Source organism: Janthinobacterium amylolyticum, from assembly GCF_051380655.1.
Taxonomy (GTDB): Bacteria; Pseudomonadota; Gammaproteobacteria; order Burkholderiales; family Burkholderiaceae_D; genus Janthinobacterium.
The window spans coordinates 114,057-130,101 of sequence record NZ_JBNYXL010000003.1 but is presented as its reverse complement, the minus strand read 5'-3'; the positions used below and the strand labels follow the sequence as shown (position 1 = coordinate 130,101).

Genomic DNA, 16,045 nt, shown 5'->3' with positions numbered 1-16,045 from the left:
CACGCCACAGCCCCGCAGCCAGCGGGGCTGTTTTTGTTTGCACACGCGAAAATTTCCTGGAGTCCATATCCCGCGCGTATCAACGGTGAGTAATTGTTACCGCACCTTTGACTTCCGCGCGCAGCGGCCAATAATGGGTAATCGGCACCGTTGACGGTGGATGGCGGGAGAATGGCATGGACAGCAAATACACGAGACGTGGCGTGGGGCTGGTGGTGCTGCTGGCGGGACTGGCGCTCAGCGGCGCCGCGGCGGCCGCGCCGGGCGGGCATGGCGGCCACCATGGCCACGGCGGCTTTCATCGGGGGCATGGCGGTTTTCACGGCGGCCACGGCCACTTTCACGGCCGCCCGCACGTGGGCGTCTGGGTGGGATCGGCCTGGCGCTACGGTGATGGGCCGGGCTGGCATGGCGACCCGTGGTATGGCACTCCCTACGGCTACCCGTACGGGCGCACGGTCATCGTGCAGCAGCCTCCCGTGTATATCGAACAGGGCGGCGAGCCGACGGCGCAGATGTGGTACTACTGCGCGCGGCCGCAGGGCTATTACCCGTACGTGAAAAACTGCGGCACGGCCTGGCGTGCCGTGCTGCCTGACAGCGTGCGTTGAAGCCGGGGAGGAGACATGAACACGACAGTGTTGTTCAGGCGCGCCGGCGTACTGGCGCCTTTGCTGCTGGCCGCCTGCACGGTGATGCCGGACGGGCCGTCGGCCATGGTCTTGCCTGGCACGGGCAAGAGTTTCGCGCAGTTCCGCAGCGACGACCTGCAATGCCGCGGCTATGCGCAAGGCCAGCTCGGTGGCAGTTCGCCGCAGCAGGCCGGTATCGACAGCGGCGTGCGCAGCGCGGCCCTGGGTACGGTCCTCGGTGCGGCAGCGGGCGCCGCCATCGATGGCGGCCATGGCGCCGGCGTGGGTGCCGGCACGGGCTTGCTGTTTGGCGCGCTGGCGGGCACGGGCGCGGCGGACAGTTCCGCGTACGGCATGCAGCGCCGCTACGACTATGCCTACCAGCAATGCATGTATGCGAGCGGCCACAAGGTGCCCGTGGCGGGGCAGATGCTGAGTGGCGTGCCGGCGAACGCCGCCACGCCGCCGCCGAATACGCCGCCGCCCCGCGACTAGGCTTTACGCTTTAAAAGCGCGACGTCACACCGACAAACATGCGGCGTCCCGGCACGTAATAGTCGACCAGGCCATCGTTCCTGGGACCCTTCTTGAACAGGTTTTCCAGGCCGCCGCGCACGGTCCAGTTTGGCGTGATCTTGTATGACACGATGGCATCGACGATGGTGTAGGCCTTGTTGGCCAGCTTGCCGGCATCGAGTTCCTTGCCCGTGTACTGGGCCGACACTTCTCCGAACAGCTGGTCGCTGACTTGCCAGCCCAGCGCCGAGTACCACGACAGCTTGGGCGTGGACAGCAGGTTGGCGCCCGTCGTCAGGTTTTTCGCCTCGCGCATATACGTCATGTTGTTGCGCCAGTTCAGGTTTTTTGTCAGGGGGATGGTCGCCGTCGCTTCCAGGCCGCTGGTGCGCGCCTTCTGGATATTCGTCATCCTGGTCCACCAGATGCCCTGGAACTTGCCCAGCGGCGCGTAGTCGATCTTGTTCTTGAAATCCGTGTGGAACCAGGTCACGCCGACATCCCAGCCATTTTGCTCCCAGGCTACGCCGATCTCGCCGGCCGTGCTGGTTTCCGGTTTCAAGTCCGCATTGCCTGCCATGTAGCAGGTGCCGCTCACATAGCCCAGGGGCCGCAGGCTGGTGCAGCCGCGGCCGCCCGAATTGGTGGCCGCCGACGGCGAGTTTTCCTTCAGGCTAGGCGCGCGGAAGCCTTGCGAGACGCCGCCCTTGATGGTCCAGGCAGGGGCCGGGTGGTACACCAGGTACAGGCGCGGGCTGTAGTGGTTGCCGAACTTGCTGTGGTGATCGAGGCGCAGGCCGGCCGTGGCCGTCAAGTCTTCGCGCAAAAACAGCTGGTCTTCCGCGAACAGGGCCGAGGTGGTGCCTGACAGGGTCGCGCCGCTGACGGGATTGCCCAGGTAATCGGTGGGAATCGTGCCGATCGTGTCCGTATTCGTCAGTTCCTGGTGCTTCCATTGGCCGCCCACCACCAGCAATTGCTCGATGCCCCAGCCCAGGCGTTTTTCCAGGGTGGCGTCGAGGGTGCTGTCCTTGGCTTTCGCTACCGAGCCGGCAACCTGGTTGTCATAGTCATTGTGGTACAGATTGACTCTGGCCTTGCCGAAGTCCAGCTTGCCTTCGTAGCCAAGGCTGGCGCTCTTGCGTATCAGCTTGCTGGCACCCCAGGCGTAGAACAGCGGCTCGCCGTCCGCGTCCAGCGCGGGCGAATCGCTCGCTTCCTGGCGCCCGTAGCTGGCGTCCAGCGACAGGCTGTGCTGCTTGTTCAGGGCCCAGTTCAACTGGCCCGTGATGCTCTGGTTGCGTTCGCCGCCGATGCCGCCCGCATTCTTGATGATTTTCTCATCGGCATTCTGTTTCGATTGGGCTACGCCGATGCGCATGCCGACCGATTCCGACAGCGGGCCGGCCAGGTTCACGCCCAGCTGGTGCGCCGCGCCGCGGCCGCTGTCCTGCGGTTCCGTATAGTTGGCCGTGGCCGAGCCGTTCCACTTGCCCGGCACCTTGCGCGTGATGATGTTGATCACGCCACCCATGGCGTCCGAACCGTACAGCGAAGACATGGGGCCGCGCACCACTTCGATGCGCTCGATCATCTCGGGCGAGATCCAGTTCAAGTCTTGGCGCCCCAGGTCGGGACGGTAGGCCGTGTCGGCCGAGCTGCCCATGCGCTTGCCGTCGACGAGGATCAGCGTGTACTTGTCGGGCAGGCCGCGCAGCTTGATCTTCGATTCCTCGCCCACGGGGCTGGTGCCGCCCGTCACCCCGGGGATGCGGCGCAGCAGGGTATTCAAGTCATACACGGGCTGGCGCTCGATTTCCTCGCGCGTGATGACGCTGATGCTGGCCGGCGCATCCTTGATGTCGATGGCCGTGCCTGAAGCGGTGACGACAACGGTGTTCATGGTCGGATCGGCGGCGGCATTGCCTTCGGCCCAGGCGCTGCCGACGGCCAGCGACAGCAGGCAGGGCAGGAGCAGGGTGGCGCGGCGTGGGGCAGTGGCGGGGCGGATGACAAGCGGTGCGGCGAAGACAGGACTGCGGTTGGACATGGTGAACTTTCCCGAATGTTGTTATTTCCTGGCTGCCTTTCGGGTGGCTTGGGTATGAAGTAAATAAAAGCAAGAAAAATACGGTGTGTTTTGCGAATGAGAATAAGAATCGTTCTTATTGTAATGCCTTCCTGGCAAGAAGGAAAGTGCTAGAGGGAAATAAAAACAGTGTTCCCCGGCGCCAGGCATGGCGTTTTCCGCCGTCCAGGTGTGAGAAATTGTGACGCCATCTGGCATCTGGCGCGGCATGTGCACATAATGTAGGCAGCATGCGCATTGCATGTTCAGCTCACTTTCACGGAGGCGTCATGGATAGCCTGACCGTAGTGCAGCGGCGCATGGTCGCCGCCCTGGCGCTGGCCTGCCTGCTGGGCGTGGCCGCGGGATTGCCTGCCCGCGCAGAGGAACAGGCCGCCGCCGAGGCATTGCCCGTCTGCCGCCTCGATCCGCACGACAGCAGCAAGCTGGCCGTCGAACCGTGCCGCCCGGCGCCGCCCGTGCAGCCGCGCCGTTCCGTGGCGCAGGTGATCGGCCGCATGCCGGCGCCGCCCGCCGCGCCGCCCGCCGCGGCCATGCCACCCCTGCCAGCCAGCCCCGCCGTTCCCATGCCCGGCCTGCCGCGGCCGGTCGGCTCCTGCGACCTGGGCGGTTGCCGCGACGCGGCAGGCGCGCGCTACAACGGCGCCGGCAATGCCACCCTGGACGCCAATGGCCGCATCTGCCACCGCAACGGCGCCTTTATCCAATGTTTCTGATCCACGTCTAACGCCAGCCGGCGTTTCTCCGTCAAGGTAGGGCACAAGCCGGCGTGCAGCCAGGCTTGCGTGACGGCGCGCGCCCGGCCGCGCCGGCAACAGGAGGGTGCCGCGCTTGGCCATCGTTTATTTAATTGTTTATTTATATAGATCATGAGACAATAAAAATGCCTATTTTATAATTCTTGCTCCAAGTCCCTTCCCGATACCTGAAATGAACCTTGCCCGTCTTCGTCTGCTGCTCGCACTGTTGTCCTGCTGTGCTCTTGCCTTGTTTGCCTGGGGTTTCCTGGCCGGTGATGCGTTGGTGACGCAGGCCTACCAGGGCCGTTCGTGGTCGCCGCTGAACCAGCTGCTGGCGCATGCGGACCGGCATCCGCTGGGCTTTTATATCGCCAAGCTGCAGGCGCTCCTCAGCCTGTGCCTGATCCTGTGGGCCAGTTTTACCCTGACGGCCGCGCTGGTGCTGTACCGCTTGCGCCGTCCGGTGGCCGAGCGCAGCGACTGGCTCGACCATGCGATGTTCGTCCTGTACGCGGCCGTGTTCGGCTACATCCTCATGCATTTCGGTGTGCAGCGCAGCTGGTACGTGATCGACAAGATCATGGCTTACCAGGGTACGCCGCCGTTCCAGCACCGCGTGATGTTCATTTTTCCGGCGCAAGTGCTGCAATACGCGATGCCGCAGCTGGGCGCCATCCAGAGTTTCCTGTGGTCGCAGGTGCTGGCCGTGGTGCTGATGCTGTGGTCGGTTCGCCGCTTTGCCACCCTGTTCATCCGCCGCGACCTGGCCTTCATCGGGCAGTTCATCGTGCTGTGCATGTGGGCGCCCACCCTCAACTACTACACCTTCTACGATATCGGCATCATCTTCGTGTATTCCTTCTGCCTGTATCACCTGATGCGCCGCGAGCTGGTGCCCTACCTGGCGATGCTGGTGGCGGGCACGTTCAACCATGAAATCACCCTGTTCCTGATCGTCGCCAGCGCCGTGGTGTTTCTCGGCCGCATGAGCTTGCGCTCGCTGGCCGCCTTCCTGCTGCTGCAAATGGCCTTGTACGCCATGGTGCGCATGCTGATGTTTTCGCTGCTGCCCGCCCACCAGGCGTGGGAGGGCGGCAAGCTGGCCTTCAATTTGAATTTGCTGCTGCACGATACGCGCGGCCTGGTGTACAGCCTGGCGCCATTGCTGCTGTGGTATGCGCTGGCCGCGACCGGCTGGCGCCACGCGCCGTCCTCCCTGCGCCGCTGCGCCCTGATCCTGCCATGCCTGGTCGCCATGACGGCGCTGGTGGGGCAGTTCAACGAGGCGCGCCAGTTCGATGCCTTCATTCCAGTGGCCATGGCACTGATGCTGTGCTCCCTCAGCGCCCGCATGGGCGCGCTGGCCGCCCCCGTGCCGGCCAACGAGGATAGCGTCTGGATTTCCCACCGTTTCCTGAAAATGTCGCCCGAAAGGTAAGCATGGCTGAATACATGATGCGCGAGCCGGCGGCCGTGCCGCTGGTGGTGGACCTCGACGGCACCCTGATCCATTCGGATCTGCTGTGGGAATCGATATTGATCTTCATCAAGGTGCGCTTTTTGCAGCTGTGGCGCCTGCCATTCTGGCTGTTGCGCGGCAAGGCGGGCTTCAAGGAAAAAATCGCCTCCATGGTCGAGCTCGATCCAGCCGCCTTGCCATACGATAAGATCTTGCTGGCCGAACTGATGCTGCAGCGCGCGCAGGGCCGGCTGATCGTGCTGGCGACGGGCTCGCAGCGCCGTTTCGCCGACCTCGTCGCCGGCCACCTGGGCTTGTTTGGCAAGGTGCTGGCGACGGAAGGCGGCATCAACCTGACGTCGCACAACAAGGCGGCGCAGCTGAAAGATGCGTTTGGCAACAAGGGCTTTGACTACATCGGCAACGCCAGCGTCGATATCGCCGTCTGGAATGCCAGCAATGACGCGTTTTCCGTCACGCGCAAGCCTTTCCGCCTGGCCGGCGGCCTCATTACGCAGTCGGCCGGCACCCCGCGCACGGGCTGGTGGGCGCCCCTGCTCAAGGCGATGCGGCCCCGTCAATGGCTGAAAAACCTGCTGGTCTTCGTGCCCATGCTGGCCGGCCACGCGCTGAACCTGGACGCATTCGTGCAGGCACTGGTGGCGTTTGCCGCTTTTTCCCTGTGCGCATCGAGCGCCTACCTGCTCAACGACGCGCTCGACGCGGCCGACGACCGCCGCCATCCCGTCAAGTGCCACCGGCCGATCGCCTCGGGCAAGCTGCCGCTGCCCGTCGCCATGCTGGCCAGTCCGCTGCTGGCCCTCGCGGCGCTGGCCCTGTGCGCCGTGTTCGACCCCTTGCTGCTGCTGGTCGTGGTCGTGTATTTCATCACCACGCTGGCCTATTCGATCCAGCTCAAGCGCATGCTGATGGTCGACATCGTCACCCTGGCCATGCTGTACACCTTGCGCATCCTGGGCGGCAGCGCGGCCACGCATATCGAGCCGTCGTTCTGGCTGCTGGCGTTTTCCTTTTTCATTTTCCTCAGCCTCGCCTTGCTCAAGCGCTACAGCGAACTGTTCAATCTTGAACGGCAGGGCAAGGAAAAGACCAACGGGCGCAACTACACGACGGCGGACAAGGCGCCGATCGGCATCATGGGCGTCAACAGCGGTTTCATTTCGCTGCTGGTGTTCATGCTGTACTTCAATTCCGAAAACGTGCTGGTGCTGTACACGCGTCCGTATTTCTTGCTGGGCATCGTGCCGCTGCTGGTGTTCTGGCTGGGACGGCTGTGGACCTTGTCGTTCCGCGGCGAAGTCAATGAAGATCCGGTGTTGTATGTCAGCAAAGATGCCGTCAGTTTATGCATCATTGCCGCCAGCATGCTGCTGGCCGTCGGCGCCAGCCTGTAGACGGGCGCTCCCTTACCCGAATCGAGACAGCGTATGAATTCAGTGCACGCAGGCTATCTGTGGTGCGCGCTGGCCGCCGTCGCCAGCGCCGCCGCCACATTCCTGATCAAAATGTCCAGCCAGTATGGTAGCGGTCTGAGCCTGGTGCGCCTGCTGTGGCTGGGCGGCGCCGGCGGCGCGTATGCGCTGGGCTTTGTCTGCTATGCGGTGGCGCTGGAAAAATTGCAGATGAGCCTGGCTTACCCCGTGATGACAGCCATCACCATGCTGCTGGTGACGCTGCTCGGCTGCCTCGCCCTGCAAGAAGGCCTGAGCCTGTCCAAGATCGCCGGCATCGTGCTGATCACGGCCGGCGCCTTTGTCCTGTCGCGCCCGGCCTGAGCGGTCCGCGCCCCAGCTTTTGATCTGCCCGGCAAAAGTGGCTACAATGGGGGCAGAGGCTATCTTTACGTTTACGTAAACGTAAAGATAGCTGTCGTGTCATGCGGCATCCATTTCGGGCCGTTTTCACGGCCATCATCACTCAGGAGATTTCATGCAGATTCAGGACAATGTATTCATCATCACGGGCGGCGCATCGGGCCTGGGCGCGGCCACGGCGCGCATGCTGACGGCGGCGGGCGGCAAGGTCGTGCTGGCTGACGTGCAGACCGAGGCGGGCCAGGCGCTGGCGGCCGAGCTCAATGGCGTGTTCGTCCAGTGCGACGTGACGTCCGAGGAAGATGGTCTGGCCGTGGTCGCTGCAGCGACGAAACTGGGCACCCTGCGCGGCCTGGTGAACTGCGCCGGCGTGGCGCCTGCCGTGAAAACCGTGGGCAAGGATGGCGCACATCCGCTGGCGCTGTTCCAGAAAGTCGTCAACATCAACCTGGTGGGCACTTTTAACATGTGCCGCCTGGCGGCCGACGCCATGGCCAAGCAGGACGCAACGGCCGAAGGCGAGCGCGGCATCATCGTCAACACGGCCTCCGTGGCCGCATATGACGGCCAGATCGGCCAGGCCGCGTATGCCTCGTCGAAGGCGGCCGTGGTGGGCCTGACCCTGCCGATGGCGCGCGACCTGTCGCGCAACGGCATCCGCGTGATGACCGTGGCGCCCGGTATTTTCGAAACCCCGATGCTGCTGGGCATGCCGGCTGAAGTACAGGATGCGCTGGGCAAGATGGTGCCGTTCCCGTCGCGCCTGGGCAAGCCCGGCGAATACGCGCAACTGGTGAAAGCCATCGTCGAAAACGTCATGCTCAATGGCGAGACCATCCGCCTGGACGGCGCCATCCGCATGCAGCCGAAGTAAGCGCGCAAAATAAGCTGGCTTGACCCGAAAGCAGACCCCGGCACTTTTGCTGCGGGGGGGGGGGGAAGGCAGGACCCCGGACTTGCCAGATCTCGTGCCATTCGCACTGTCTTTGGCCACGCGCCTGGCCCTTACATTGCCAGGCACGCTTATGGCGGCAGCGCCGTTTCGGGCATTTGATGTAGGATACCCCCGTATGGGGCGTACGGCCTTGCTCGGCTGTGCGCCCTTTTTTTATCGGAGAATCCATGATCACATTGAAGCCGCTGGCGCTGAGCCTGACCTTGCTGGGAGCCCTGGCTGCCATTCCCGCCACCTTCGCCTTTGCCGAAGTGCCGCAAAAGGCGCCGGAAATCGCCACCGCGTATGCGGAAAAAACGGGCTGGGCGGCGCACAAATTCATGGTTGCCGCCGCCAATCCGCTGGCCGCCGATGCCGGCTACCAGATGCTGAAAAAGGGCGGCAGCGCTATCGACGCGGCCATCGCCACGCAGCTGGTGCTGACCCTGGTCGAGCCGCAATCGTCGGGCATCGGCGGCGGCGCCTTCTTGCTGTACTCCACCGCCAAGGGCGTGCAGGCGTTCGACGGACGCGAAACGGCGCCGGCCGCCGCCGACGAACACCTGTTCCAGAATGCCGACGGCAGCCCCGTCTCGCGCGCCACGGGCGTGGTGGGCGGGCGCTCCGTGGGCGCGCCGGGCGTGCTGCGCATGCTTGAACTGGCGCACAAGGAACACGGCAAGCTGCCGTGGGCGACTTTGTTCGGCCCCGCCATCAAGCTGGCGCACGGCGGCTTTCCCGTCAGCCAGCGCCTCAATGGCCTGCTGAACTGGGACCAGGCCCTGAAGCGCGACCCTGTCGCCGCCGCGTATTTCTATGACAAGGAAGGCAAGGCCTGGCCCGTCGGCCACGTGCTGAAAAACCCGCAGCTGGCGCGCACCCTGCGCGAAATCTCCCGTGGCGGCGCCGATGCCTTTTACAACGGCCGCATCGCGCGCGACATCGCCGCCAAGGTGGCTGCGCATCCGAGCAATCCGGGCAAGCTGACGGCGCAGGATATCGCCGGCTACAAGGCCAAGGTGCGCGTACCCGTGTGCAGCGACTACAAGGCCTGGACCGTGTGTGGCATGCCGCCGCCATCGTCGGGCGGCATCGCCATCGCGCAGATGCTGGGCATCCTGGAAGTGAAGGATATCGGCCCGTACGCGCCCGTCGACGGCGTGCTCGATGCGCAGGCGATTCACCTGTTCTCGGAAGCGGGGCGCCTGGCCTATGCGGACCGCAACCGCTACGTGGCCGACACGGACTTCGTGCCGCTGCCCGGCAATGGCGTCGCCTCCCTGCTCGATAAAACCTATCTGGCGCAGCGCGCTTCCCTGATCGGCGACAAATCCATGGGCCGCGCCCTGCCCGGCACGCCGCCCGGCATGCAGGTGGCGTGGGGCATGGACAACGCGCTGCAGCGCCCGTCGACGTCGCACCTGGTAGCGGTGGACGCCTTTGGTGGCGGCCTGTCGATGACCACCAGCGTGGAAGACGCGTTCGGTTCGCGCCAGATGGTCGACGGCTTCCTGCTGAATAACCAGCTGACGGATTTCTCGTTCGATTCGCGCGATGCCGATGGCCCGATCGCCAACCGGGTCGAGGCGGGCAAGCGTCCGCGCAGCGCCATGTCGCCCACTCTGGTATTTGAAAAGGGCACGCACAAGCTGGTGCTGGCGACGGGATCGCCAGGCGGCTCGTCCATCATCAATTATGTCGCCAAGGTGCTGGTCGGCACCATGGACTGGGGCTTGAACGTGCAGCAGGCCATCAGCCTGCCGAACTTCGGCAGCCGCAATGGTCCGACGGAACTGGAAAAGGGCCGCGCGCCGGCCGCCCAGGTCGAGGCGCTGCAAGCCATGGGCCATGAAGTGCGCGTCATCGAGCAGAACTCGGGCTTGCAGGGCATCATGCGCCTGAACGCGCATGGCCAGGATTTCTGGTTCGGGGGCGCGGATCCACGGCGTGAGGGCATGGTCAGGGGTGATTAGGGGTACCGGACCAAACCTGCTGCGCGTCGGTACAGGCGGCCTGCGATGCTCACCGTACTGGAGTACGGTTGCGCTTCCTGGCCACCTCTCCCTGCCGCTCGCTACGGTTTTGTCCGGCGCCGTGCTGACAACAATAGACCTGCAGGAACTGGCCTCTACCTTTCAAAATTTTCCACAAAGCATGTAAGTAATCCTTAATAAATTTTTATTATTTCCAGCTTCCATAAGCGGCGCGCTGCGGCGTTGCTCACCGCTAGCAGTGCTTGCACTGCGTCGCGGCGGGCGCCTTGTATCACATGCGCTTCTGTTTGCTATAAATTAGTAAAAATTTCCCAAGGGTTACTTGACCCTGCTAATCTGCCGGCATGGGAATGCAAAATAAAACAGGCTTGATACTCACGGGAGGGGGCGCCCGGGCCGCCTACCAGGTGGGCGTGCTGCAGGCGATTTCGGCGATTCTGTGGGAAGCGGGCTGGGCGCCGGCGCGCAATCCCTTCGACATCATCTGCGGTACCTCGGCCGGCGCCATCAACGCCACGGCGCTGGCCTGCCGTGCCGACAACTTCGGCGAAGGCGTGCAAAAACTGCTCGACGTATGGCAGCACATCGAAGTCGAGCAAGTCTACCGCGCCGATTCGCTGGGCGTGCTGCGCTCGGGCGCGCGCTGGCTGTCCTTGCTGTCGTTCGGCTGGCTGCTGCGCCAGTGGCACGCGTCGCCGCCCAACTCCCTGCTCGACAATACCCCGCTGGTCAGCCTGCTGCACCGCATGCTCGACCTGCCGCGCCTGGACGCGGCGCTGGCCGACGGCCTGCTGCATGCGCTGGCTGTCACGGCATCCTCGTATTCGGGCAGCCGTCACATGACGTTTTACCAGACGGCCGAGGACATCGCGCCGTGGGTGCGTACGCAGCGCCTGGCCTTGCCGGACCAGATCGGCGTCGAGCACTTGCTGGCATCGGCGGCCATTCCCTTCATTTTCCCAGCCGTGCCCCTGTACGTGGGCGGCCAGCGCGAATACTGCGGCGACGGCTCGATGCGCCAGCTGGCGCCGATTTCACCGGCCATCCACCTGGGCGCGAACAAGGTGCTGGTGGTGGGCGCCGGCCGCATGACGGAACCGGCGCCGGGCGCGGCCGAATCGGCGCGCTACCCGAGCCTGGCGCAGATCGCCGGCCATGCGCTGTCGTCGATCTTCCTCGACGGACTGGCCGTCGATATCGAACGCCTGAACCGCATTAACCTGACCCTGTCGATGCTGCCGCCCGAATTGCTGGGCAAGACGGCCCTGCGTCCGGTGGAGCTGCTGGTCATCGCGCCGTCCGAGCGGCTCGACGCCATCGCCAGCCGGCATATCGGCAGTTTGCCCCGTCCCATCCGCACCATGTTGTCGGGTATCGGCGCGGCCGAAGCGCGCGGCGCGGCGCTGGCATCGTATTTATTGTTTGAATCGACGTATACTAACGAGCTGATCCGTCTTGGACAGCGCGATACGCAGGCCCGCAAGGACGATGTACTGGCGTTTTTTGGTTCTTGAGACGGCCCCCGGACGCTTTGCCGGGAAATTTCGCGTTTTTTTGACAGGACGATTGTGCTGGTATTCCGACGTGCTTGCGATGTGGTGTTGTTATTCAGTCTGCTATTCAGTGGCTGGGCATGGGCGGCGCCTGCGCCCACCCTGCGTTTCGACCAGCTCAGCGTCGAGCACGGACTGGCGCAGGAATCCGTGCTGGCCATCGCCCAGGACCGGCAAGGCTATATGTGGTTCGGCAGCCAGTCCGGCCTGAGCCGCTACGACGGCTACCGCATGGTCGTCTACAAGAATATCGAAGGCGACAAGACCAGCCTGGCCGACAACTGGGTCGGCGAACTGCACGTCGATAGCCAGGGCCGGCTGTGGATCGGCACCGACAATGGCCTCGACCGTTTCGACGCCGCCACCCAGACTTTCATTCACTATGCGCCAGCCGAAAAGAGCAAGCGCGGCAATGGCAACCGGCATATCCATGCCATCCTTGACGATGGCGCGCGCGGTTTCTGGATCGCCACCTCGGACGGCTTGCAGCATTTCGATCCCGCCACGGGCCTCTTCCGCACCTGGCACCATGAAGAGGGCAATCCGCACAGCCTGGGCGACAACGAGATCAAGGCGCTGGCGCTGGACGCGCAAAAACGCCTGTGGATCGGCACCGTGACGGGGCTGGACATGCTGGCGCCTGGCAGCGAGCGTTTCGAGCACTACGCCGTCGACGCGGTGCCCGGCTCGAAGTACAACGTCATCCAGTCGCTGCTGGTCGACCGCCAGCAAAACCTGTGGATCGGCACCATGGCCGGCGCCGAGCGCTGGCGCCTGGGCGAGGCCGGCAAGCCGCCGCAGTCGCGCCTGCGCCTCAGCGAGCAGCAGGGCTTTGCCGCCATCCGCGTGGCCAGCCTGTACCAGGATGTCGACGCCACGGTCTGGCTGGGCAGCAATGCGGACGGCCTGTTCCGCTGGGTGCCCGAGACGGACACCTTCCGCCAGTACCGCCACCAGACGGGCGACAAGTACAGCGTCGCCGACAACCAGCTGTCGTCGCTGTACCGCGACCGCGCCGGCACCTTCTGGGTCGGCTCCTGGTACAACGGCGTGAGCCGGGTCGACCTGGGCAGCGGCGGCTTTTCGCGCATGGTGCGCGCGCCCGGCGACGTAGGCGCGCTGGCCGACAAGAAAGTGCGCGCCGTGGCCGACGCGGGCAACGGCAAGCTGTGGCTGGCCACCAAGGGCGGCCTGAAACTGTATGACACGCGCGACGGCAGCTCGCGGCTGTTCGATTTGCGCAGCGCGCCCGGCATGTCGCGCGACGAGCAGGTCACCACCCTGTACAAGGCGCCGGACGGCGTGCTGTGGGTGGGCGGCTCCACGGGACTGCACCGCTTCGATCCGGCGCTGGGGCGCTTCTTTACCATGCATTTCGCCGCCGGCGATCCGAACAGCGACACCATCCGCAACATCGTGAGCGACCGCAGCGGCATGCTGTGGGTCTCGACGCGCGGCGGCGTGCACCGCTACGACCCCGTGAGCAAGCGCTTCACCACGTTCCGCCACGACCCGGCCGACCCGAACAGCCTGTCCGACAACATGGTGCGGCCCGTGCTGGAAGACCGCAAGGGCCAGCTGTGGATCGGTTCCTTCCATGGGCTGGATTTGCTCGACCGCGCCAGCGGCCAGTTCCGCCATTACCGCCACGATCCGCAAAACCCCCATAGCCTCAGCCACGACGAGGTGCATTTCCTGCATGAAGACCAGCGCGGCGTGCTGTGGGTGGGCACGGCGAATGGCTTGAACCGCATGGATGTCGATGCGAAGGGCGAGATCCGCTTCCGCCGCTACCTGCGCAAGGACGGCATGGCCGACGACGCCGTTGCCAGCATCCTGGGCGACGACAACGAACAGCTGTGGCTGAGCACCAACAGCGGCATCACGCGCCTGGACATGCGCAGCGGCTTGTTCCGCAACTACGACAGCGCCGACGGCACGGTGGAAGGCTCCTACTTCGATGGCGCGGCCCTGCGCGCGGCCGACGGCACCATGTATTTCGGCGGCTTCAACGGCATGACGGCGTTCGTGCCGCAGGATATCCACGACAACCGCGTGCCGCCGCTGGTGGCCGTGACGGAACTGCAGATCTTCAACAAGCCGGTGGCCATCGGCCGCGGCGAGTTCGCGCAAGTGCTCAAGACGGCCATCGACCACACGCGCAACCTGACCCTGACCAGCCGCGAAAGCGTGTTTTCGCTGGAATTCGCGGCGCTGCACTTCGCCGCGCCGCAGCGCAACGTCTTCGCCTACCGGCTCGAAGGCTTCGACCAGGACTGGGTCATGACGGATGCGGGGCGGCGCTTTGCCACCTATACCAATCTCGATCCCGGCAACTATGTGTTCCGCGTGAAGGCGGCCAACAAGGACGGCGTGTGGAATGAAAGCGGCACCACGCTGGCCATCACCATCCTGCCGCCGTTCTGGAAAACCTGGTGGTTCCGCACCCTGATGGCGGCGCTGCTGCTGGGCGCCGGCTATGGCATCTACCGCCAGCGCATGCGCATCGTGCGGCAGCAGCAGGCCAAGCTGGAAAAGCAGGTCAGCGAACGCACGGCCGAGGTGTCGCAAAAGAACGCCCAGCTGCAGATCAAGGAAATCGAGGTGCTGGCGCAGTCCGATGAACTGGCGCGCGCCAACAGCAGCCTGAAGAAAAACGAGGAAAGCCTGCGCCAGGCCAAGCGCAAGGCCGAGGATGCGACGCGGCAGAAATCGGAATTCCTCGCCAACATGAGCCACGAAATGCGCACGCCGCTGGCCGGCGTGATCGGCATGCTGGGCTTTGCCCTGCGCGACGAACAGCTGCACGACGCCACGCGCGAGCAGATCCTGCGCGGCCAGGCCAATGCCCAGTCGCTGCTGGTGATCATCAACGACTTGCTGGATTTTTCCAAGATCGAGGCGGGCAAGCTGAGTATTGAAAACATCGACTTCGCGCTCGGCGTGACGATGGAAAACGTGGTCAGCCTGTTCGAGGAGCAGGCGGCCGCGCGCAGCATCGACTTTGCCATCGACTTCGCGCCCGACTTGCCGCCTTTCGTCGTGGGCGACCCGACGCGCCTGCGCCAGGTGCTGGTCAACCTGGTCGGCAATGCCTTCAAGTTCACCCAGCGCGGCAGCGTCAGCGTCAGCGTGGAACGGGCCGGCCTTGCCGCCGGCGGCGGGCGCCAGGTCAACCTGATCCGCTTTACCGTCAGCGACAGCGGCATCGGCATCGACGCCGATGCGATGGCGCGCCTGTTCCAGAAATTCGAGCAGGCCGACGCCAGCACCACGCGGCGCTACGGCGGCACGGGCCTGGGCCTGGCCATCTGCCGCCAGCTGGTCGAGCTGATGCATGGCGAGATCGAGGTGGCCAGCACGCCGGGGCAGGGCAGCATCTTCACCTTTACCCTGCCGCTGGCCGACGGCGTGGCGCCGCCGCTGGTGCCGCAGGTGGCGCTGGCGCCGCACAGCCACCAGCTGCGCGTGCTGTGCGCGGAAGACTTCCCGACCAACCAGATCATCATCCGCGTCATGCTGGAGGACCTGGGCCACCGGGTCGACGTGGTGGCCAATGGCATGCTGGCCGTGGCGGCCTGCGTGCACACGCGTTATGACCTGATCCTGATGGATGGACGCATGCCGGAGATGGACGGCGCCACGGCGACGCGATTGATCCGCGTGGGCGGCTGGCCGGATCAGCCCGTGCGCGACCAGGAACTGATGATCGTGGCCCTGACGGCGAATGCCAGCGAAGAAGATCGCAGCCGCTACCTGGGCGTGGGCATGGATGATTTCCTCAGCAAGCCGGTGGACGAGGCGGCGCTGCATGGCTTGCTGGCGCGCGCCATCGAGCGCCAGCTGCAGCGCGGCTTCATGCTGCCGCGCATGCCGTCCAGCGTGCCGCGCAAGGTCTCGCGCGGCCAGGCCGAACTCGATGCCCTGTTCGGTATCGCGCCAGCCGAGCCGACGCCGGCGGCAGCCCACGCCGGGCGTGGCGGCGATCTGCAGCGGCGTATCCGCGCCGCCTTCGTGGCCGACCTGGAAGGCCGGCTGCAGGAACTCGATGCCGCGCTGGCGGCGCAGGACCAGGACGGCGCCGGGCGTTTGCTGCATGGCCTGAAGGGCAGCGCCGCCTATCTGGACGAGACGGAACTGCACCTGCTGTGCACGGAAATGGAGGAGGCGGCGGATGGCGGGCGCTGGACACAGGTGGCCCTGCACTTGCCGCGCCTGTGCGCCTTGCTGGCGCAAATCGCCGTTTCGGGCACGGAAATGTAAAATATGCAATTTCGCCAGGGGGCAACGCGG

11 protein-coding genes are annotated in these 16,045 nt (G+C 64.9%); 10 read left to right on the top strand and 1 reads right to left on the bottom strand.

Annotation, left to right across the window (positions count from 1 at the left end):
- Nucleotides 1–176 precede the first annotated feature (176 nt).
- Both ACQ4WR_RS07095 and ACQ4WR_RS07090 read left to right on the top strand, forming a co-directional pair.
- On the top strand, nt 177–611 hold the full coding sequence (locus ACQ4WR_RS07095; protein ID WP_436486267.1) for a hypothetical protein: 435 nt from the start codon (nt 177–179) through the stop codon (nt 609–611).
- A 15-nt stretch (nt 612–626) separates the two neighbouring features.
- A complete protein-coding gene (locus ACQ4WR_RS07090; RefSeq protein ID WP_436486265.1) occupies nt 627–1,127 on the top strand; it encodes a glycine zipper family protein in 501 nt (166 codons plus the stop codon).
- A 10-nt stretch (nt 1,128–1,137) separates the two neighbouring features.
- Here ACQ4WR_RS07090 and ACQ4WR_RS07085 read toward each other — a convergent pair whose 3' ends face one another.
- Nucleotides 1,138–3,198 carry a TonB-dependent receptor domain-containing protein gene (locus ACQ4WR_RS07085; RefSeq protein ID WP_436486263.1) on the bottom strand — a complete coding sequence of 687 codons (2,061 nt, stop codon included), beginning with the start codon at nt 3,196–3,198 and terminating at the stop codon, nt 1,138–1,140.
- A 308-nt stretch (nt 3,199–3,506) separates the two neighbouring features.
- Between ACQ4WR_RS07085 and ACQ4WR_RS07080 the strand changes: the two genes are divergently transcribed.
- The 8 genes from ACQ4WR_RS07080 (at nt 3,507) to ACQ4WR_RS07045 (ending at nt 16,015) form a co-directional block, all read left to right on the top strand.
- The gene (locus tag ACQ4WR_RS07080; protein WP_436486262.1) at nt 3,507–3,953 is read left to right on the top strand and encodes a hypothetical protein; all 447 of its coding nucleotides are present in this window, start codon (nt 3,507–3,509) and stop codon (nt 3,951–3,953) included.
- 214 nt (nt 3,954–4,167) lie between these two features.
- The gene (locus tag ACQ4WR_RS07075; protein WP_436486260.1) at nt 4,168–5,415 is read left to right on the top strand and encodes a hypothetical protein; all 1,248 of its coding nucleotides are present in this window, start codon (nt 4,168–4,170) and stop codon (nt 5,413–5,415) included.
- Nucleotides 5,416–5,417: 2 nt separating this feature from the next.
- Nucleotides 5,418–6,851 (top strand): UbiA family prenyltransferase, encoded by a 1,434-nt coding sequence (locus ACQ4WR_RS07070; RefSeq protein ID WP_102295818.1) that lies wholly within the window; start codon nt 5,418–5,420, stop codon nt 6,849–6,851.
- Between the two features lie 33 nt (nt 6,852–6,884).
- Nucleotides 6,885–7,232, top strand: a complete 348-nt coding sequence (locus tag ACQ4WR_RS07065; RefSeq protein WP_436486257.1) for an SMR family transporter — start codon at nt 6,885–6,887, stop codon at nt 7,230–7,232.
- Nucleotides 7,233–7,386: 154 nt separating this feature from the next.
- Nucleotides 7,387–8,145 carry a 3-hydroxyacyl-CoA dehydrogenase gene (locus tag ACQ4WR_RS07060; protein ID WP_436486256.1) on the top strand — a complete coding sequence of 253 codons (759 nt, stop codon included), beginning with the start codon at nt 7,387–7,389 and terminating at the stop codon, nt 8,143–8,145.
- Nucleotides 8,146–8,393: 248 nt separating this feature from the next.
- Nucleotides 8,394–10,178 carry a gamma-glutamyltransferase gene (gene ggt, locus ACQ4WR_RS07055; protein ID WP_436486254.1) on the top strand — a complete coding sequence of 595 codons (1,785 nt, stop codon included), beginning with the start codon at nt 8,394–8,396 and terminating at the stop codon, nt 10,176–10,178.
- Nucleotides 10,179–10,543: 365 nt separating this feature from the next.
- Nucleotides 10,544–11,713 carry a patatin-like phospholipase family protein gene (locus ACQ4WR_RS07050; RefSeq protein ID WP_092798452.1) on the top strand — a complete coding sequence of 390 codons (1,170 nt, stop codon included), beginning with the start codon at nt 10,544–10,546 and terminating at the stop codon, nt 11,711–11,713.
- 84 nt (nt 11,714–11,797) lie between these two features.
- Nucleotides 11,798–16,015 carry a hybrid sensor histidine kinase/response regulator gene (locus tag ACQ4WR_RS07045; protein WP_436486252.1) on the top strand — a complete coding sequence of 1,406 codons (4,218 nt, stop codon included), beginning with the start codon at nt 11,798–11,800 and terminating at the stop codon, nt 16,013–16,015.
- Nucleotides 16,016–16,045: the final 30 nt, after the last annotated feature.